This is a genomic window from Actinomadura bangladeshensis, from assembly GCF_004348335.1.
Taxonomy (GTDB): domain Bacteria; phylum Actinomycetota; class Actinomycetes; order Streptosporangiales; family Streptosporangiaceae; genus Spirillospora; species Spirillospora bangladeshensis.
In genome coordinates, this window is record NZ_SMJW01000155.1 from 1 (window position 1) to 19816 (window position 19816).

General features: G+C 72.0%; 16 protein-coding genes and 1 pseudogene. 9 read left to right on the top strand and 8 right to left on the bottom strand.

Features of this window, described 5'->3' with window-relative positions; genetic code table 11:
• Positions 1-173: 173 nt before the first annotated feature.
• The 4 genes from E1284_RS26170 to E1284_RS26185 all read right to left on the bottom strand — a co-directional run bounded on the left by E1284_RS26170 (position 174) and on the right by E1284_RS26185 (position 6101).
• Positions 174-779 carry an RNA polymerase sigma factor gene (locus E1284_RS26170; RefSeq protein ID WP_131942788.1) on the bottom strand — a complete coding sequence of 202 codons (606 nt, stop codon included), beginning with the start codon at positions 777-779 and terminating at the stop codon, positions 174-176.
• Between the two features lie 145 nt (positions 780-924).
• Positions 925-2076: a CU044_5270 family protein gene (locus E1284_RS26175; protein ID WP_131942789.1), complete on the bottom strand. Its 1152-nt coding sequence runs from the start codon at positions 2074-2076 to the stop codon at positions 925-927.
• Complete coding sequence (locus E1284_RS26180; RefSeq protein ID WP_131942790.1) at positions 2069-2680, bottom strand: RNA polymerase sigma factor; 612 nt, start codon at positions 2678-2680, stop codon at positions 2069-2071. The genes E1284_RS26175 and E1284_RS26180 overlap by 8 nt, the downstream gene beginning before the upstream one ends.
• A 76-nt stretch (positions 2681-2756) precedes the next feature.
• Entirely contained in the window at positions 2757-6101 is a 3345-nt protein-coding gene (locus E1284_RS26185) for a S8 family serine peptidase (RefSeq protein ID WP_131942791.1), read from the bottom strand.
• Positions 6102-6438: 337 nt separating this feature from the next.
• Here E1284_RS26185 and E1284_RS26190 point away from each other — a divergent pair, with 337 nt between their 5' ends.
• The 9 genes and pseudogenes from E1284_RS26190 to E1284_RS26225 all read left to right on the top strand — a co-directional run bounded on the left by E1284_RS26190 (position 6439) and on the right by E1284_RS26225 (position 17741).
• Positions 6439-7782 (top strand): MFS transporter, encoded by a 1344-nt coding sequence (locus E1284_RS26190; protein ID WP_131942792.1) that lies wholly within the window; start codon positions 6439-6441, stop codon positions 7780-7782.
• Between the two features lie 1515 nt (positions 7783-9297).
• Positions 9298-11157: a molecular chaperone DnaK gene (dnaK, locus tag E1284_RS26195; protein ID WP_131942793.1), complete on the top strand. Its 1860-nt coding sequence runs from the start codon at positions 9298-9300 to the stop codon at positions 11155-11157.
• The gene (grpE, locus tag E1284_RS26200; RefSeq protein ID WP_131942794.1) at positions 11151-11819 is read left to right on the top strand and encodes a nucleotide exchange factor GrpE; all 669 of its coding nucleotides are present in this window, start codon (positions 11151-11153) and stop codon (positions 11817-11819) included. The genes dnaK and grpE overlap by 7 nt, the downstream gene beginning before the upstream one ends.
• An 85-nt stretch (positions 11820-11904) precedes the next feature.
• Complete coding sequence (gene dnaJ / locus E1284_RS26205) at positions 11905-13074, top strand: molecular chaperone DnaJ (protein ID WP_131942795.1); 1170 nt, start codon at positions 11905-11907, stop codon at positions 13072-13074.
• Between the two features lie 6 nt (positions 13075-13080).
• Entirely contained in the window at positions 13081-13527 is a 447-nt protein-coding gene (locus E1284_RS26210; protein ID WP_131942796.1) for a heat shock protein transcriptional repressor HspR, read from the top strand.
• Positions 13528-13566: 39 nt separating this feature from the next.
• A complete protein-coding gene (clpB, locus tag E1284_RS26215) occupies positions 13567-16164 on the top strand; it encodes an ATP-dependent chaperone ClpB (protein ID WP_131942797.1) in 2598 nt (865 codons plus the stop codon).
• A gap of 198 nt (positions 16165-16362) precedes the next feature.
• A pseudogene (locus tag E1284_RS44245) lies at positions 16363-16869 on the top strand (lytic polysaccharide monooxygenase auxiliary activity family 9 protein); the annotation flags it as partial.
• Between the two features lie 186 nt (positions 16870-17055).
• Positions 17056-17157 (top strand): carbohydrate-binding protein, encoded by a 102-nt coding sequence (locus E1284_RS44250; RefSeq protein ID WP_481726193.1) that lies wholly within the window; start codon positions 17056-17058, stop codon positions 17155-17157.
• Positions 17142-17741 (top strand): DUF305 domain-containing protein, encoded by a 600-nt coding sequence (locus E1284_RS26225; protein ID WP_131942799.1) that lies wholly within the window; start codon positions 17142-17144, stop codon positions 17739-17741. Before E1284_RS44250 ends, E1284_RS26225 begins: the two co-directional genes overlap by 16 nt.
• A gap of 53 nt (positions 17742-17794) precedes the next feature.
• On the opposite strand, the gene E1284_RS26230 is transcribed toward E1284_RS26225, so the two are convergent.
• The 4 genes from E1284_RS26230 to E1284_RS26245 are packed head-to-tail and all read right to left on the bottom strand — an operon-like array spanning position 17795 to position 19668.
• Positions 17795-18136, bottom strand: coding sequence for a hypothetical protein (locus E1284_RS26230; RefSeq protein WP_203596894.1), 342 nt, complete (start codon positions 18134-18136; stop codon positions 17795-17797).
• A gap of 50 nt (positions 18137-18186) precedes the next feature.
• Positions 18187-18603, bottom strand: a complete 417-nt coding sequence (locus E1284_RS26235) for a roadblock/LC7 domain-containing protein (RefSeq protein ID WP_131942801.1) — start codon at positions 18601-18603, stop codon at positions 18187-18189.
• A 41-nt stretch (positions 18604-18644) separates the two neighbouring features.
• The gene (locus E1284_RS26240) at positions 18645-19289 is read right to left on the bottom strand and encodes a hypothetical protein (protein ID WP_131942802.1); all 645 of its coding nucleotides are present in this window, start codon (positions 19287-19289) and stop codon (positions 18645-18647) included.
• A 1-nt stretch (position 19290) separates the two neighbouring features.
• Positions 19291-19668 (bottom strand): hypothetical protein, encoded by a 378-nt coding sequence (locus E1284_RS26245; RefSeq protein WP_243714753.1) that lies wholly within the window; start codon positions 19666-19668, stop codon positions 19291-19293.
• Between the last annotated feature and the right edge of the window lie 148 nt (positions 19669-19816).

Genomic DNA, 19816 nt, shown 5'->3' on the forward strand with positions numbered 1-19816 from the left:
CCCCAGCCCGGCCGGCCACCCGAACCCGAACCGCCGCCGCCCCGCCCCCGGCGTCTCGACGCGCTTCCCGGCCATCTCGTCCTCCAGCATCGCCAGCGCCTTCGCCGCGGTCTCCGCCGACGGGGGCCGCGGCTCGCTCAGCAGGCCCCGGACCCGGTCCATCTCGTTCATGTTCATGCGGGCGTCTCCTCAACGATCAGCGCGGGGTTGGTTCCGCCGAGCGACTCCCGCAGACGGCGCCGGGCACGGTGCAGGCGGGACGCGACCGTGCCCGTCTTCAGGCCGAGCGCCTGCCCGACCTCCTCGTAGGACAGGTCGGCCAGCGCCACCAGCAGCAGGACGTCCCGGTCCCCGCGCGGCAGCCGGGCCAGCGCGCCGGCCAGGTCCTCGCCGGCCCGGCCGGCGGTGACGCGGGCCGCGACGAGCTCCTCGTGGCCGTCCTCGAAGCGGTCGGCGGGCGTGCGCGCCAGCGCCCGGTAGCGGCGCCCCTCGGCGCGCCGGTGCGTCCCGATCAGCCGGGTCGCGATCCCGTACAGCCAGGCACGGACCGTCCCGCGCGCCGGGTCGAACCGGCCGCGCTTGCGGAACGCGGCCAGGAAGACCTCGGCGGCGATGTCGTCCGCGGCGTCCGCGCCGAGCCGCCGCGCCACGTACCCGTGGATCGCGGCGAAGTGGCGGTGGAAGATCTCCGCGAACGCGGCGGAGTCGCGCCGCGACCGCACGATCGCCACCGTGTCGGGGTCGTCCCCACCGGTATCCGGCGGGCGTTGGTGGGCCATGAAGTGATCCTCGCTGTGGGGGATGCTCGATTGCTCGGTCACCCCGTACTCAGCCGAACCCCCGATCCGCCTTCACGGCCGTGCGCTCTCCGCCCGGATGTCCGGGATGTCCGGACGTCCGGGCGGAGGGCGCACGGTCCCCCGATCAGAAAGGCGGTTTCGCGGGCGGCTTCGGCTCGGCGTCCGTCCAGCCCGAGGCGCGGACGATCCAGTAGTTGATCACGAAGCCGGGCTCGCGGTCCCGGTAGGCGCCGCCCGGCTCGGTCAGCACCCGCTGCTCGGCGAGCAGCTCACCGGTCGCCCGGTCGAAGAGGAGTTCCGAACGCGACCGGTACGTGCCGCGCTCCTCCGGCGGCGCGCCGTACGTCCCGTCCACCGTCGACGGCGCGTCGTCGGCGACCAGCGCGACACCGGTCCGGCCGAGCGGATCGGTGGCCGCGCCGACCGACCTGACGCCGGGCTGCGCGGCCAGCGCCCGCATCAGTCCGGCCCGGACCCTCGGCGGCAGGGGCACGTCCTCCAGCAGCCGCGCCGTCACGCCGAGCTTGGCGCCGGGCGTCCCGAGCCGGCTGAGCGGGCCGACGCGCGCTCCGTCCTTCGGCGTGCGCGGCTTGTAGAACATCTCGGCGAGAGCGGCCGGGTCCCCGGGCAGCCGCTGGACCTCGTCCAGAGTCAGCTCGCGGCCCGTCCCCTGGACGAAGAACCTGCCGCCCGCGCGCGCGTCGGGGGCGTCGCTGTCCCACTTCGACGTCGACCGGTCGTAGGTGTAGTAGTGGTCGTTCGACCAGACCCGGAACTTCGACGGCGACCCCGCCTTCCGCCACAGCTCCGCGTCCCGCTTCGTCAGCGGCCGGGCCGGGATGTCGCGCGCGTGCAGGGCCTGGCCCATGCCCGGTTCCGCCCCGGTCCAGCCGAACATCTCGCTGTGCGCCCCGACGATCGCGTAGTCGCCGGTCCCGGCCCGGACGATGTAGGACTGGCCCGAAATCTGGTCGGAGAACCAGTACTTGCCGACGGGCTGCGCCGCGGCCTTCGCCGCGGCGGCCAGCACGGCCTCCCGGCCGAGGTCGACCGTCGCGGGCGGCGGGGCCGGCGCACCGGTCCCGGTGACCGTGACCGCGACGGCGACGGCCGCGCCCGCGGCGACCGCGCCGAGCCCGATCCGGAACCGCCACCCGAGGCGGACTCGGCGGCGCGGCGATCCGCCGATCACCAGGGCGCGGGTCTCGGTCATCTCCCGCAGGGTCGGCGGCTCCGGCTCCCCGTACGCCTCGCGGATCGCCTGCAGTTCATCCATGGTCGTCCTCCCCTTCGTGCATCGGGTTCGTGCCGCCGAGTGCCGCGCGCACCCTCTTCCTGGCCCGGCTCAGCCGCGACCCGACCGTCCCGTAGGGGATGTCCAGGGCCGCCGCGACCTCCTCGTGGGTGAGGTCGGCGAGCGCGACGAGGAGCAGCACGTCGCGCTCGCCTGCCGGCAGCGCGGCGATCGCGCCGGCCAGCCGCCCGCGCAGGCCCTGGGCGCTGACCCGGGCGTCCACCCGGTCGGCGTGCCCGCCCTCGTCCCGGACGGGGCCGAGCCGCGCGCGGGCCCGCAGCCCGCGCACCTCGCTGCGCCGGTGCTTGCCGATCAGGTTGGTCGCGATGCCGTACAGCCACGTCCGGACGTTCGCCCGCGCCGGGTCGTAGCGGTCGCGGTGGCGGAACGCCTCCAGGAACGTCTGCGACGCGACGTCGGACGCGGCGTCCGGGCCGAGGCGCTTGGCGGCGTACCCGTGGATCTCGGCGAAGTGGGCGTCGAAGACCTCCCCGAACCGTTCGGGGTCGTGCAGGGAGGGCCGCGGCGCGGCCGGTCCGGCGGGAGGCCGTTCCGGTCGCGCCGCGGCGAGGGGGTTCCCCGTCATGTGGTGCCTTTCCGTCGCACGGATGGCGGTCACAGACGTATCACCCGGACCCCCTCGTTACTTTCACTTCAGGGACTTACCGGACGCGGTAGGCGCGGATGATCCGCTGGTCGACGCCGCTTCCGCCCGCGTCCTGCGCCGCGACCCGCAGCGACACGGCCTGCCCCTGGACGGGGGCCGGGAGCGGGGCGCTGAACCGCCCGCCGCCGAGGTCCTTCACCGGGACGGCCTGCCACGTCTTCCCGTCGTCCGCGGACGTCCAGAACCGCAGCCCGGTGACCTTCGCCCCGCCGGAGCCCGCCATCCGCGCGACGGTGAACACGGCGGGCTCACCGGCGGGCTGGTTGCGCAGGTCGAGGTTGAGGTCGTAGTCGACGAGCAGGAGCGGGAGGTTGGCGCTCCTGCCGTCGCGTGGTGCACGGGAACGGAACGTCCAGGACGTCGACGTCCGCGTCGACACCGGCAGGATGGCCGACGCGTCGTTCTCGTACGTCAGCCGGTAATCCGCCGCCCCGGACGGGACGGTGAAGTCGCCGAACGGGCCGTCCTTCTCACCGATCTTCCGGTCGCCGGCGAACAACTCCATGTGCCCCTTCACCTCATGGAAGGCACAGTCGAACGCGTCTGGACGGGTCTGGAGGTCGACCAGGGAGACGCGCATGTTGTCGCCGGTGCGGGCCGTGGGGTACCGGGCACATCCGCTGGGCGTGATGCCGGTGCCGGAGTACGGGCCGGGGCGCAGCGGCTGGCGTCCCCAGCGGTGCGCGATCCGCTCGCCCGGCTTCAGTTCGGCGAAATACCCCTGGTCGACCCACGATTCTTCACCGATCTGGACGAATCCCTCGCTCATCCAGAGCATGCCTGAACCGGTCGAGACGTAGTCGGTCCGGGACGTTCCGGGCTCGACGTCGCCGTACCCCTCGAAAGTGAGCAGGCCCTCCGGGCTCATCCCGTAGCGCTTCTCGCTCATGGCCCTGCCGGTGTCGCCGTCGAACGCGGCGAACTGCTGGTCGACGCGGGCCATCCGCCCGAGTTCGGCGGCGGTGACGGTGTGCGTCGGGTCGGCGGGGATCCCGTTGCCGAGCGGGTGGACGATGTCGTACACCGCACCGGGCGCGGTCAGCCGGTACTGGGCGGCCGCCTTGAACGTCCCCTTAGTCACGCCTTCCATGGGCTGGACGTAAACGGGCGCGTTGGCGGGGTCGAAGGCGAACACGGTGTAGTACCAGAGCCCGTCGCCGGCGTCCCGCACGATGTCCGCGGCGGCCATCGCCGTCGTGGTCTCGACGCCCTCGACGCTCGCTCCGATCTCGACGGACGCGGCGCCGTCGAGCGTCACGGTCACGTCCCGGTCGATGACCACCTCGGGGTCGCCGACGAGGGCCGAGCGCCAGTCGCCGAAGTCGTCCACGTTGCCGAGGACCGCGTAGCGGCCTTCGGGGACGCGGAGTTCCGTCGCGCCCTCGGCCCCGACGTCGGCCCACTCGGAGTACAGCGAGTGGTCGTCGAGGTTGACCACGGTGGCGGTGGCGGAGTAGTTCTCAGGGTCGGTACGCGGCAGTTGCGTGGCCTTGAGCGTGAGAGTGTGCGTCGCCGGTTCGACGTTGAACGTCACGGGCGTTTCCAGGGTGACACCGCCGCCCTTGGCCGTGACCACGGCCGTGTACAGGCCGGGCCGGTCACCGACACGGGAGGCGTCCACGGTCAGCGGCACCGTCGCGGTACCGCCCGCGGGCACGCTCACACCGGACGGCACGGTCGCGACACCATCCGCCGTGCGCCCTTCCCGGTCGGTCACCTTGACGCTCAGCCGCAGGTCGACCGGATGGCCGGTGCTCGACGTCCAGCCGAGTCGCGTGGACAGGGCTCGGTGCTCGGGGTACTTCGACGTCCCGAGGTCGGCGATGCCCTGATCGGCGAGGACGGGAGCCTGCGCGGCCTCGCCCACGTCGAGCCGTCCGGCGCCGAGTTCGTAGACGTCGCCGCCCGTGGCGGGGTCGGCGGTGCCGACGAGGGCGGCCTTGAGCCGGGCGGGCTTCCAGTCGGGGTGCTTCGCCGCGAGCAGCGCCGCGGCGCCCGCGACGTGCGGCGCCGCCATCGACGTACCCGACATCTTCGTGTAATGCGCCCCCGTCGGGGTGCCCTCCGAGGTGCCCGCGGCGCGGGCGGCCACGATGTCGACGCCCGGCGCCACGATCTCCGGCTTGGCGGTGATCCCGACCGGGCCGCGGCTGGAGAACTCCGCGAGCCGGTCGCGGCCGTCGACGGCGCCGACCGTGAGCGCGGCCTCGGCCGTGCCGGGCGAGCCGACCGACGCGAACGTGCCCTCATTGCCCGCGGCGACGACGAACAGCGTCCCGTACTCGGCGGTGAGGTTCGTCAGCGCCATGGAGAGCGGGTCGCTCCCATCGGTGGCCTCACCGCCGAGGCTCATGTTGACGACGTCGGCGCGCGACGCGGCCCACTGCATCCCGGCGATGACGCTGGACTCGGTGCCGAACCCGTCGTCATCGAGGACCTTGCCGATGAGCAGGGCGGCGTCCGGCGCGACGCCCTTGCGCTCCCCGCCGGACGCGGCGCCGGTCCCCGCGACGGTCGAGGCGACATGCGTGCCGTGCCCGAAGCGGTCGACGGTGTCGGGCGACTCGGAGAAGTTCGCCGACTCGGCGATGCGTCCCTTGAGGTCGGGGTGCCCGGCGTCCACACCGGTATCGAGGACGGCGACCTTCGCGCCCTTCCCGGTGTATCCGGCCCGCCACGCCGCCGGCGCCCCGACCTGCCGCAGGTTGCGGTCGATCCGGCGGGTCGCGGCCGGAGCGAAGTTCGCCTTGACCTTGCCGTCCAGCCAGATGTACCGGATACCGCCGGTCGCCTTGACCGACGGCCCCCGCATCCCGGCGAGAGCCTTCCCGAGCCCACCGGCATCGCCCTTGGACTGCCGCACGGCCACAGCGCCGATGCTCGGCAGCTCCCTGCCCTGGTCGACCGACCCACCGAGCGCCGACAGCGACCGGACGCCCTTCTCACGCTGCACGATCAGCGGCAGGTCCTTGCTGCGTGCGTCGTCGTAGCCCTGCGCGATCAGCGCGGTGACATCGAACAACTCCGGATCGAGGACCCGCCCGACCAGACCCGCGACGTCGATCGGCGTCACGACGACGTGCCCGTCCGGCCGGATCTCCTTGCGGAACGACCGCTTTTCCCTCCCGGACGCAGGAGTCACCGAAACGAGCGGCGGCTTCCCCTTGACCGTCCGGACGGAGACGACGTCCCCGGTCAGCAGCGTCACCTTCCAGGACTGCCCCGGCTCCAGCCCGCCCGCCGGGGGCGGCGCGGCCTGCGCGGGCGGCGCGACCGCCGCCAGCGCCCCGGCCGCGAGCAGGACACCGAGCAGGGCCCGGCTCCGACGTCTGTGCGTCATCGACTCTCCTCTGCCATGGACCGCCCCGTATCGGACGGTCGATGTTGATCACCCGCAACGGCTGATCAACTTCACGGCGGGAGCCGGTAGCATCGGCGGCATGTCCGGCGCTTCGTGCGCGGCCGCCTGCGCCGCGGTGACGAGGACGCTCCGCTAGCGGCGGAGCGTTCGTCTCACTTCCCGTTGAACGTTCCACCGCTCCGTCGACGATCCGGAGCGGCACGTTCGTGCTGCTCGGAACATCTTCTGAGCAACGGAGCACTCGGTGTCCTCAAGCGTTCTTTCTCCGCGCCGGGACGCGTCGTCCCAAGCGCGCGCGTGGCTGGTGCTGTGCTGCATGGCCATGCTTCAGTTCCTCATCGCGGTCGACGTGACCGTGGTCAACGTCGCCCTGCCCTCGATCGGCGCCGGCTTCGGCGTGGACGGTCACTCGCTGACCTGGGTCGTTGTCGGGTACACGATCACCGGCGGCGGGCTGCTGATGCTCGGCGGGCGGCTGGGCGACGTGCTCGGCAGGCGCCGCATCCTCCTGCTCGGCACGGCGCTCTTCGGCGCCGCGTCCCTGCTGGCCGGGCTCGCGCCGTCCTTCGCCGTGCTGGTGACGGCCCGGCTGCTGCAGGGGGCCGGTGAAGCGATCGCACTGCCGGCGGCGATGGCGGTGATCGTGCTCATGTTCCCCGAGGGCCCGCTCAGGTCGCGGGCGCTGAGCGTGTGGGCGGCCGTCGCGAGCTGCGGACTCGTCCTCGGGTTCGTGGTCTCAGGCATCATCACCGAACTGCTGGGCTGGCGGTGGGTCTTCCTGGTGTCCGTGCCCTTCATCCCGGTCGTGCTCGCCGCGGCGGTCTTTCTCGTGCCGGGCGAACGTCCGAGCGAGCGCACACCGCTGGACGTTCCGGGGGCGCTTCTGCTGACCGCGGCCCCACTCCTGTTCACCCTCGGGGTCGTCGAGGCAGGAAAGGCGGACGGCACGCTGCCCTGGCTGCCGCCGCTCGCACTGGCCGGTGCGGTAGCGGCGGGCGCCCTGTTCCTCACCGTCGAACGCCGTTCACGGAACCCGCTCATGCCCCCGCGGTTCTTTCACAACCGGCCGCGCGTCCTGGCCAACCTCGCCACCGCCCTGCTGAGCGCGGCCCTGTCCGCCTCGTTCCTGCTGTTCACCTACTACCTGCAGGACCGGTTGGGCACCGGCCCGCTCCAGGCCGGCCTGACGATGCTGCCCTTGGCGGTCTCCCTGATCGCGGCCTCGGTACTGGTTCCCCCGTTGCTCGGACGGTGGGGCGCGCGAGCCTGCGTCCTGGCCGGGATCGGCTTCACCATCGCGGCCATGATCGTCATCGCGCTGGTCGCCCGGCTGGAGGCCACCGGCCCGGCGCTGATCCCGGCCATGGTGCTGATCGCCGCCGGGATGGGGTTCGGAATCGTCGGCCTGCAGTACGTCGCGGTGACCGGCGTGACCGAAGACGACGCCGGCATCGCCTCCGGCGTCCAACGAGCCGCCGACCAGTTGGGCGGCTCGACCGGGATCACCCTCTACGTCGGCATCGGATTCGCGCCGGCTCTGAACGGCACCAACCCATTCCTCACCAGCAGCCTCCTGGCGCTCACCGGCCTAGCAACGGCCGCGTTCATCGCCTGGCGAATCGCCATACCCACCAAGCAGCCGCAGGAGCCCCTCGCCTAACCCCGCTCAGGGCTGCGCCCGCCCGAACCCCGGCCAGGCGCAGCCCACCGGCCGGTCGACGGGCATCCGATGGTCGCGGCCGGGACAGCGATCTCGCCGGGCAGGCAGCACCCGCCGCCGGTGAGCGGCGACCTGGCACTGACCGCGCCCCCGCTACCCAACGACGAGGTGACCGCTAAGACTCACCGGATGCGTTGACCTGCGGCGTGTTGTTGTTATGAGCGCGTCCAAAACAACAACACGCCGCAGATCAACAACGTGGCGACCCGGCGGCGCGCACACGGCGGGCGCTGATGTGGTCGGGCGACGGGTCATGGGCGCGCGCCGAGTCCCGCGACGGCGAACCGCCGACGGTCACCCAGGGCGGCGCCCGGCGCCTCTGGGACGCCTTGGACGCCATCCGTGAACGCTGGCTCCGCGAAAGCGCCCTGCCCTGCTACGGAGCACGGGCGAAAGCCGAGCCCGACGGCACCACAACCCTGTGGCGAGGCCGCGGACAGTGGGCCTGGAAGGCCGTCCGCCACCCCTGACGCCCGTCGGCGCGCTACCCCCAGGCGCGGACGGCGGTTGCGTGGTCGTTGGCGCGGGCTCGTGCCAGCGGTTGTCGCGCGGCCGGGGTGCTCACCCCCGGGCTCCCGGCCGCGTGGCGTGACAAGAGCGAGTCGCGCCCCTGCGCGCTCGTAGACATAGGGCGGCCCCGGACAGCTGCAGCAACACCATGACGCCCGGGGCCTCAATCGGAGTGAGGTCCGATCTATGGGCAACTAGCTGATTGCTCCGCGACGAGTTGGGTCTACCTCGACCCTGACCAGATCCGGCGGGAGCTGGAGGCCGCGTTCCCCGGCGTCCGGGCATGGCTCGGGGAGTACACCGGGCACTGGTGGGCGCTGGTCAACGATCGCCTGGTGGAGGCGGGGCACGCCCGGCCGAAGCGGCGGCGGTGCGTCCTGATCGGGGGCTGGCGGTGAGGGGACGGGCGCACGTGCCGCCGCAGCTGTACGCCTGGGACGTCGAGAACGGCCACGCCGGGGTGACCGACGACATGGACACCGCGTTAACCCACGTCGATCTCGCCCTTCGCGGGGCGGCCACAGGTGTGCGGTGCGGTCAGGCTCGTCACGGTGTCCCTGTTCGGCAAGAGCGAGTACATCGTCCTCGGGGTCGTCGGCCAGGCTCGGCGCGACGACACCGGGGTCACGTGGACGAGGTGGTGACGTCCCCGGGCCGCGGGGAGGAGGTGGTCCTCCTGGCGGGGGACGGCAGGCGGGCGCGCACTCCTCCGTTCAGGCGAACTCTGCCTCGGCTGGGTCGTTCCGGGAACTGGAATACCCGGCTCAATCGTCCTGTTGTAGAGGTCGTCAGCAAAGTTGAGTCGGGTCGGCTCAAGTCATTTGACAAGGAACCGCGATCCGGGCAACCTTGCGGACAGAAGACGAACCGGCCGCGCCCTGGGCGACGACCGGGGCTGCATGACACCGGCAACGGGGTTAACCGGAAACGACGGAGGACGAGAACATGGCACGTGCGGTCGGCATCGACCTCGGGACGACCAACTCGGTCGTCGCGATTCTGGAGGGCGGCGAGCCCACCGTCATCGCGAACGCGGAGGGGTCGCGGACCACGCCGTCCGTCGTCGCCTTCGCCAAGAACGGCGAGGTTCTCGTCGGCGAGGTCGCCAAGCGCCAGGCGGTCACCAACGTGGACCGCACCATCCGGTCGGTCAAGCGCGAGATGGGCACCGACTGGAAGACCAAGATCGACGACAAGGACTTCACCCCGCAGCAGATCAGCGCGTTCGTGCTGCAGAAGCTGAAGAGGGACGCCGAGTCCTACCTGGGCGAGACCGTCACCGACGCGGTCATCACGGTCCCCGCCTACTTCTCCGACCACCAGCGGCAGGCCACCAAGGAGGCCGGCCAGATCGCGGGGCTGAACGTCCTGCGGATCATCAACGAGCCGACCTCGGCGGCGCTCGCCTACCACCTGGAGAAGGAGCACGAGGCCACCATCCTGGTCTTCGACCTCGGTGGCGGTACGTTCGACGTCTCCCTGCTGGAGGTCGGCGACGGCGTGGTCGAGGTGAAGGCCACCAGCGGTGACAACCACCTGGGCGGCGACGACTGGGACCAGAAGGTCGTCGACTGGCTGGTGGAGAAGTTCAAGAACGCCAACGGCGTCGACCTGTCCAAGGACAAGATGGCGCTGCAGCGGCTGCGCGAGGCGGCGGAGAAGGCGAAGATCGAGCTGTCCGGTTCGTCCGAGACGCAGATCAACCTGCCCTACATCACCGCGTCGGCCGAGGGCCCGCTGCACCTGGACGAGAAGCTCACCCGCGGCGAGTTCCAGCGGATGACCTCCGACCTGCTCGACCGGACCAAGGCGCCGTTCCAGTCGGTACTCAAGGACGCCGGCATCGGCGTCGACAAGATCGACCAGGTCGTCCTGGTCGGCGGGTCGACCCGGATGCCCGCGGTGTCCGAGCTGGTCAAGGAGCTGACCGGCGGCAAGGAGCCGAACAAGGGCGTCAACCCCGACGAGGTCGTCGCGATCGGCGCCAGCCTGCAGGCCGGCGTGCTGAAGGGCGAGGTCAAGGACGTCCTGCTGCTGGACGTGACCCCGCTGAGCCTCGGCATCGAGACCAAGGGCGGCATCTTCACCAAGATCATCGAGCGGAACACCACGATCCCGACCAAGCGGTCGGAGACGTTCACCACCGCCGACGACAACCAGCCGTCCGTGGAGATCCAGGTCTACCAGGGCGAGCGCGAGATCGCCGCGTACAACAAGAAGCTCGGCACGTTCCAGCTCACCGGTCTGCCGCCGGCGCCGCGCGGCGTCCCGCAGATCGAGGTCACCTTCGACATCGACGCGAACGGCATCGTGAACGTCAGCGCGAAGGACCAGGGCACCGGCCGCGAGCAGTCGATGGTCATCACGGGCGGCAGCGCGCTGCCCAAGGACGACATCGAGAAGATGATGCGCGACGCCGAGCAGTACGCCGAGGAGGACCGCAAGCGCAAGGAGGAGGCCGACGTCCGCAACCAGGCCGACACCCTCGCGTACTCCACCGAGAAGTTCCTGCGGGAGAACGACGAGAAGGTCCCCGCGGAGCTGAAGACCGAGGTGAGCGACGCGGTCGCCGAGGTCAAGAAGGCCCTGGAGGGCACCGACGTCGACGCCATCAAGGGGTCGACCGAGAAGCTCGCGCAGGTCAGCCAGAAGATGGGCGCCGCCATGTACGCGCAGAACCCCGAGGGTGCGCAGGCGGGCGCCGAGGACCACGGCCCCACCGCCGACGCGCAGGGCCCGCAGGACGACGAGGTCGTCGACGCGGAGATCGTGGACGAGGACAAGCCCAAGGACGGTGCATCGTGACGTCCTCACCCAACGAGGGCGAGGAAAAGGAGGGCCCGGTGATCCGCGACAAGCGGCGCATCGATCCCGAAACGGGGGAAGTCCGGGCGCAGGCGGAGGGTTCGCCTGCCTCGGAGGCCCCGGCCGACGGGGGCGCCGGCAAGACAGGCGGCAAGGCAGGCAAGGCCGGCAATGAGGAGGTCTCCTCGTTGCAGACCCAGCTTTCGGAGCGTCTCGCCGACCTCCAGCGGCTGAAGGCCGAGTACGACAACTACCGCAAGCGGGTCGAGCGCGACCGGGTCGCGGTCCGCGAGCAGGCCCTCGGCCAAGTGCTGACGGAGCTGCTCCCGGTCCTGGACGACATCGGCCGGGCCCGTGACCACGACGAGCTCACCGGCGGGTTCAAATCCGTCGCGGAGAGCCTGGAGGCGGTCACCGGCAAGCTCGGCCTGGTGCGGTACGGGGAGAAGGGCGAGCCCTTCGACCCGAACGTGCACGAGGCGCTCATGCACTCGCTCTCGCCCGACGTGACCGAGACGAGTGTGGTGGACGTCCTCCAACCCGGCTACCGGATCGGCGAGCGCATCCTGCGGGCGGCGCGCGTCGCGGTGGCCGACCCCGACCCGGACGCGGACAAGCCCGCCGACGGGCCGGGCGGCCCGGACGGCGAATCGGGCAAGTGAGCCCCACGGGCCCGTCCCTCGCGGGGCGGGCCCATTCGGGGCATGAAGGCATGTGGCAAGTGGCGATAGCAGAAGGCGGGGCGCCGTGAGCACCAAGGACTACCTGGAGAAGGACTACTACAAGGTCCTCGGTGTCGCGAAGACGGCCTCGCAGGAGGAGATCAAGAAGTCCTACCGGAAGCTGGCGCGCAAGTACCACCCGGACGCCAACAAGGGGGACGCGGACGCCGAGGAGCGCTTCAAGGAGGTCTCCGAGGCCTACGACGTGCTGTCGGACGAGAAGCGCCGCAAGGAGTACGACTCCGTCCGGTCGATGCCGGGCGGGTTCCGCGGCCAGCAGGGCGGCGGGTTCGGCTTCGACCTCGGCGACCTGTTCGGCCAGGGCGGCACCGGGACGCAGCCGGGCGGCGCCGGCGAGCGCATAGGGGACCTGTTCGGCGGCCTGTTCGGCCGCGGCACCGGCACCCGCACCACGGGGACGACGCGGCGCGCGCGGCGCGGCGCGGACGTCGAGACCGAGGTGACGCTGTCGTTCGGCCGCGCGATGAACGGCGTGACCGTGCCGATCAAGCTGACCAGCGAGGCGGCCTGCGACGCGTGCCGGGGGACGGGCGCGAAGGCCGGCACGGTGCCGCGGGTGTGCCCGAACTGCGAGGGCACCGGGCACGAGACCCGCAACCTCGGCAACTTCGGCTTCCAGGAGCCGTGCAAGGAGTGCCGCGGCCGGGGCCTCGTCGTCGACGACCCGTGCCCGATCTGCCACGGCAGCGGCCGCGCGACCGGCACCCGCACGATCCAGGCGCGCATCCCGGCGGGCGTCGCGGACGGGCAGAAGATCCGGCTGAAGGGCAAGGGCGCGCCCGGCGAGAACGGCGGCCCGGCCGGCGACCTGTACGTGAACATCAAGGTGCGTCCGCACGCGGTGTTCGGGCGCAGCGGCGACAACCTGACGCTGACGATCCCGGTGACGTTCCCCGAGGCGGCGCTCGGCGCCGACATCCGGGTGCCGACGTTCCAGGGGCAGCCCGTCACGCTGAAGCTGCCGGAGGGCACGCCCAACGGCCGCAAGTTCCGGGTGAAGGGGCGCGGCGCGACCCGCCGCGACGGGACGAAGGGCGACCTGCTGGTCACCGTCGACGTCCACGTCCCGCAGAAGCTGGACGAGCAGTCGCGGGAGGCACTGGCCAAGCTCCGCGAGGCGGGCGGCGGCGAGGACCTCCGCGCCGACGTCCTGCAGAAGGCCAGACAGGAGTGAGACCTCATGGACCCCTTCGGCGATGACACTCCGGTCTATGTGATCTCGGTGGCGGCCCAGCTGTCCGGGCTGCATCCGCAGACGCTGCGGACCTACGACCGGATGGGCCTGGTGTCCCCCGGACGGACGGCCGGCCGGGGCCGCCGCTACTCGATGCGCGACATCGTGATGCTGCGGGAGATCCAGCGGCTCTCCCAGGAGGAGGGCATCAACCTCTCCGGCATCAAGCACATCCTGGAGTTGCAGCGCGACAACGTGCGGCTCCGCGAGGAGCTCGTGAAGGCGCACGCCGCGCTGGAGGAGCTCGCGAACGAACTCGAATCGACCCGCGCGGTCGCGGCGCGGCTGGCGCAGCAGCGGCGGCACGGCGAGCCGACCGGCACTCCCGGCGCCGACCTGGTCCCCATCCGGCACACCAGCGTCGTCGTCTGGCACGAACGGAACTCCGACTAGCGACTCTGAGCAAGCACAGCACATTCACGGGGACGGGACATGGACTACAAGCTGACGCAGAAGAGCCAGGAGGCGGTGTCGGTCGCGGTCCGCAGGGCGGCCGCCGAGGGGCACCCCGAGGTCGAGCCGCAGCACCTGCTGGTGGCGCTGATCGCGCTGCCGGACGGTACCGCGGTGCCGCTGCTGGAGGCGGTCGGCGCCGACTGGCAGGTGATCCGGCGGCGGGCCGAGGAGCAGCTCGCCGCGATGCCGAAGGCGCAGGGGTCGACGGTGTCGTCGCCGCGGCTCGCCGCGCAGCTCCAGCGGTCGATCAACACGGCCGCGAACCGGGCGCAGCAGCTGGAGGACGAGTACGTCTCGACCGAGCACCTGCTGGTCGGCCTCGCCGCGGACGGCGGCCCGGCGGCGGGCCTGCTGAAGGAGTTCGGCGCGACGCCGCAGGCGCTGCTGGACGCCTTCGAGAAGGTGCGCGGCCACGCCCGCGTCACCAGCGAGAACCCCGAGGGCACCTACCAGTCGCTGGAGAAGTACGGCGTCGACCTGACGGCGGCGGCCCGCGACGGCCGGCTCGACCCGGTCATCGGCCGCGACGCGGAGATCCGCCGGGTCGTCCAGGTGCTGTCGCGCCGCACGAAGAACAACCCGGTGCTCATCGGCGAGCCCGGCGTCGGCAAGACCGCCGTGGTGGAGGGGCTCGCGCAGCGCATCGTCGCGGGCGACGTGCCCGAGTCGCTGCGCGGCAAGAAGCTCGTCTCGCTCGACCTCGGCGCGATGGTCGCGGGCGCGAAGTACCGCGGCGAGTTCGAGGAGCGGCTGAAGGCCGTCCTGAACGAGATCAAGGAGTCCGAGGGGCAGGTCGTCACGTTCATCGACGAGCTGCACACCGTCGTCGGGGCGGGCGCCGCCGAGGGCGCGATGGACGCCGGCAACATGCTGAAGCCGATGCTGGCGCGCGGCGAGCTGCGCATGATCGGCGCGACGACGCTGGACGAGTACCGCGAGCGCATCGAGAAGGACCCGGCGCTGGAGCGCCGGTTCCAGCAGGTGTTCGTCGGCGAGCCGACCGTGGAGGACTCGATCGCGATCCTGCGCGGGCTGAAGGGCCGCTACGAGGCGCACCACAAGGTGCAGATCAACGACTCGGCGCTGGTCGCGGCGGCGACGCTGTCGGACCGCTACATCACCTCCCGGTACCTGCCGGACAAGGCGATCGACCTGGTGGACGAGGCCGCGTCCCGGCTGCGGATGGAGATCGACTCCCGTCCGGTGGAGATCGACGAGCTGCAGCGCTCGGTGGACCGGCTGAAGATGGAGGAGCTGAACCTCGCCAAGGAGACCGACGAGGCGTCCCGGCAGCGGCTCGACCGGCTGCGCAAGGACCTCGCCGACAAGCAGGAGCAGCTCACCGGCCTCGTCGCCCGCTGGGACAAGGAGAAGGCGAGCCTGAACCGGGTCGGCGAGATCAAGGAGACGATCGACCAGCTGCGCGGCGAGGCGGAGCGCGCCCAGCGCGACGGCGACCTGGAGACGTCCGCGCGGCTCACCTACGGCGAGATCCCGGCGCTGGAGAAGCAGCTGGAGGAGGCGTCGGAGGCGGCCGAGAACCGCGACGCGATGGTCAAGGAGGAGGTCGGCCCGGACGACGTCGCCGACGTGGTCGCCCTGTGGACGGGCATCCCCGCCGGCCGGCTGCTCGAAGGCGAGACGGCGAAGCTGCTCCGCATGGAGGACGAGCTCGGCAAGCGCCTCATCGGGCAGGAGGCCGCCGTCCGCACCGTGTCGGACGCGGTGCGCCGCGCCCGCGCGGGCATCTCCGACCCGGACCGCCCGACCGGCTCGTTCCTGTTCCTCGGCCCGACCGGCGTCGGCAAGACCGAGCTGGCGAAGGCGCTCGCGGAGTTCCTGTTCGACGACGAGCGGGCGATGACCCGCATCGACATGAGCGAGTACTCCGAGAAGCACTCCGTCGCGCGGCTGGTCGGCGCGCCGCCCGGATACGTCGGCTACGAGGAGGGCGGGCAGCTCACCGAGGCCGTCCGGCGCCGCCCGTACTCGGCGGTCCTGCTGGACGAGGTGGAGAAGGCGCACCCCGAGGTCTTCGACATCCTGCTGCAGGTGCTGGACGACGGCCGGCTGACCGACGGGCAGGGCCGCACGGTCGACTTCCGCAACACGATCCTGATCCTGACGTCGAACATCGGGTCGCAGTTCCTCGTGGACCCGACGCTGGAGAACGGGGCGAAGCGGGAGGCGGTGTGGAACGCCGTCCGGAACTCGTTCAAGCCGGAGTTCCTGAACCGCCTGGACGACGTGATCCTGTTCGACGCGCTCTCCACGAGCGAGCTGACCCGGATCGTGGACCTGCAGGTCGACAAGCTGGCCGACCGGCTCGCGGACCGGCAGCTGACGCTGCAGGTCACGCCCGCCGCGCGCGAATGGCTGGCGCTGACCGGCTACGACCCGCTGTACGGGGCGCGTCCGCTGCGCCGCCTCGTGCAGACGGCGATCGGCGACCAGCTCGCCCGCGAGCTGCTCTCCGGGGAGGTCCGTGACGGCGACGAGGTCGTGGTGGACCTCGACGAGGCCGCCGACCGGTTGACGGTCGAGCCGAAGAGCGGCCTCTCTCTCACGAAGTAGGGTCCGGCGGGCCGGTGCGCGACGCGCCGGCCCGCCCGTTTCCCCAGCGTGCCGGCCTGCGAGGGGCGGCCGGAAACGCCTTCACGGTCCCTTCGAGGATTATTAAAGTTTCTTTAGGGATACTCCCGCTAGCGTCCGACGGCGTTGCGGCTCGCCGAAATCCGGCGGCCGCGGGACGACTCGTTGGGAGAGTTCCTCATGCGCAGGTCCGTCGCCTACCCCCTCGCCGCCGCGGCGGCCGTCGCGGCGCCGGTGCTCGTCGCCGCCCCCGCCTCGGCGCACGGCTACGTGTCCGCACCCCCGAGCCGGCAGGCGCTGTGCGCGACGGGCGCCGTCCCCGACTGCGGGCCCATCCAGTTCGAGCCGCAGAGCGTCGAGGGCCCGAAGGGGCTGAAGAGCTGCGACGGCGGCCTCAGCCAGTTCTCCGTCCTGGCGGACGAGAGCCGCGACTGGCCGGCCCAGTCCGTGGGGACGAGCGTCGACTTCCGGTGGGTGTTCACCGCGCGGCACCGCACGTCGAACTGGGAGTACTTCATCGGCGGGACGAAGGTCGCCGCGTTCGACGGCGGCAACCAGCAGCCGGACGCGGTCGTCACCCACAAGGTGGACCTCAGCAAGTTCCCGGGGAAGCGCACCGTCCTCGCGGTGTGGAACATCGGTGACACGCCGAACGCCTTCTACAGCTGTATCGATCTGAACATCGGCGGCGGGAACGGGGGCGGCGGTTCGCAGCCGGCGCCGGCGCCCACCACGCAGCCCACCACGCAGCCCACCACGCGTCCGACCACGCCGGCGCCCGCGCCCAGCAGCCCGGCGACGTCCGCGCCGACCGGGGCCCCCGCGGCCGGAGGGACCTGGAAGGCGGGCGTGACGTTCAAGACGGGCGACGTGGTGACCTTCAACGGCGCCCGGTTCCGCTGCCGCCAGGGGCACACGTCGCTTCCGGGCTGGGAGCCGTCGCAGTTCACGCTGGCCCTGTGGCTGCCGCTGTGACGGCCCGGCGCCGCGCCGTCCTCGCGCTCGCCCTCGCCGCGGCCCTTCCGCTGGCCGCCTGCAACGGCGAACCGGCGCAGACGAAGGCGGCGAGCGCGGCGTCCAGCGCCCCGGCCGCCGCCTACAACGACCAGGACGTCCTCTTCCTGCAGATGATGGTGACCCATCACGAGCAGGGGCTGGAGATGGCGGGGCTCGCCGCCGGCCGCGCCGAGCGCGCGCAGGTGCGGACGCTGGCCTCGGCGGTCAAGGCGACCGAGGCCGAGGAGCTCAAGCTGATCAAGTCGTGGCTCGGCGCGTGGTCGAAGCCGGCGACGTCGGAGGCGGCGGCGCAGACGCACCTGCACCACGGCGCCGCGCCCGCGACCGGCGCCAAGGAGATCAACGCCCTGCGGAGGACGAAGGGCGCCGGGTTCGAGCCCGCGTTCCTGAACCTGTTCATCGGCCACCAGGGCAGTGCGGTGGAGATGGCGCGGGCCGAGCAGAGCAAGGGCGCGAGCCCCGACGCGAAGGCGTTCGCCGGACGCGTCGTCGAGTCCCGGACCGCGGAGATCCGGCAGATGCTCCGCCTGCTCAACAGCTGACGGACGACGGCCCGTCCACCGGCGTGCGCGCCCGGTGGACGGGCCGTCCGCCGTCACACCTCCAGGTTCTCCTCGATGTCGCGGAGCCGGTGCCGGGCCAGGGCCAGGTTCGCGCGGGACCGGTCGAGGGCCAGGTAGAGGAAGAGGCCCTTGCCCTTGCGGCCGGTCACCGGGCGGATGACGTGGTACTGGCTGGAGATGCTGATGAGGATGTCCTCGATGTCCTCCTTGAGGCCGAGCTGCTCCATGGTGCGGAACTTGGCCCGCACCACCTCGGTGTTCCCGGCGGCGGCGACCTGCAGGTCGAGGGCCTTGGAGCTGCCCAGGTGACCGAGCGCCATGCCGCTGTTGTAGTCGACGACGGCGGCACCGATCGTGCCGTCGATCGTCATCATTTCCTTGAGCGAGAGGTCGAGGTTGGACACGTTCTCCCCTTTCGTTGTCGTTACCTTCGGCGCGGAGTCGAGAGGTGCGCGGCGATGGCGCGGGCGATCGGGCGCGATTCCAGGTGCAGCCGCCCCACGTTGACGGTCGGTTCCGCCAGCACCGTGAGGGACGCCGTCGGGCCGGCCGCGTAGATGACCACGTAGCCGTCCACCCCGCGGATCACCACCTCGTGGAACGCCCCGCCGTGCGCGGTCTGCGCGATCCGGTGCGCCAGCGACAGGCCGGTGGCCGTCACCGCCGCCATCCCGGACGGCTCGACGGACGCGGCCAGGTCGTGCGCGATGAGCAGCCCGTCCGCCGACGCGACCAGGCTGCCGGTGAGCTGCGGGACGCGCGCCCGCAGCGCCCGCAGCTCCGTCGCCACCGCGGCCTCGGGGACCCGCGCCGCCGTCCCCGCCCCCGCTCGTTTCGCCACCTTCGCCACCCTTTCGATCAGTCGTTTCACCGGTCGTCCGGTCAGCCGAGCTCCACCAGCGCCGTCCGCAGCCGGTCGAGCAGCTCGTGATCGGGCGCGGCCCACTCGACCGCCCCCTCGCCCCACCCCTCCGGCGACGCGGCCACGGCCGGCTCGGTCTCCACGAGCGACGCCGCGGCGAGGCCGCGGACGGCGAGCAGGCAGCCGAACGCCGTCCGCCCGAGGTCGCGGGCCAGCCGCGCGGGCGTGCGCCGCCCGTCGGCGTTGAGCAGGATCTCCGCCTGGACGCCGGTCAGGATGACGCGCTGCCGCCGCACCCGCCGGACCGGCACGACGGGCGCCACGTCGACGCCCCCGTCCGGCCAGGCCGCGTCGAGCCGGGCCCGGCGCCGCCGCTGCTCGTGCATGAGCGTCGGTACGGTGATGCGCAGCGCACCGTCCGCCGGCTCCTCCGCGAACACGGGCTCGGCGGCCGACCCGAGCAGGAAGTAGGCGGCGTCGAACAGCGCGAGCAGCTCGGGATCGGGCCCGCCCGGCAGGTCGGCGGCACCGGGCACGTGCCTGCTCTCGGCGCGGACGACGGCCCCGCGGGCGAGGTGGAACGCGCCATCGTCGCCGACTCGCAGCACACCGGTGCGCCTTTCCCGCTCCAGCATGCCGAGCACACCGCAAATGTCGCCGCCCATGTCACCCGTCCGCCATTTCGCGAACGAGGCTCTGCATGCGCAACCGCGCGAGCGCGAGATTGCCGTTCTCCCGGTCGAGCAGCAAATGGACGAAGAGGTGCCCGTCGAGGTCGGCCCCGGAGAGGGCCAATAGGTGATATCCCGCCGCGCCGCACACGATGATCTCCTCGACGTCATCGCCCGCCGCGGTCGCGCTGAGCGCCGGCGAGGCCAGCACCGCCCGCACCACATCGGTCGCCCCGGCCGCGTCCTCATGCTGGTCAACGATGTCCTCACGGCCCGCCGCCGCGACGGCGAGCCCGCTGGCGCAGTCCACCAGCGTCACCCGCTGGGCCCCCGGAATCGTCATCATCCGCGCAAGGCAGTCGTCAATCCGCACTCATTCCCCCACCGAATGAGAGTTGCAGGAACTCGACCATAGCCACAACTTTGCAGACCGCAACACCAACCAGTTAAATCCCCACAACCTCCCCCGCCGGGAGTATGAATACCACCCCGTATCCAAACCGGTCAGCCCAACTATGCCC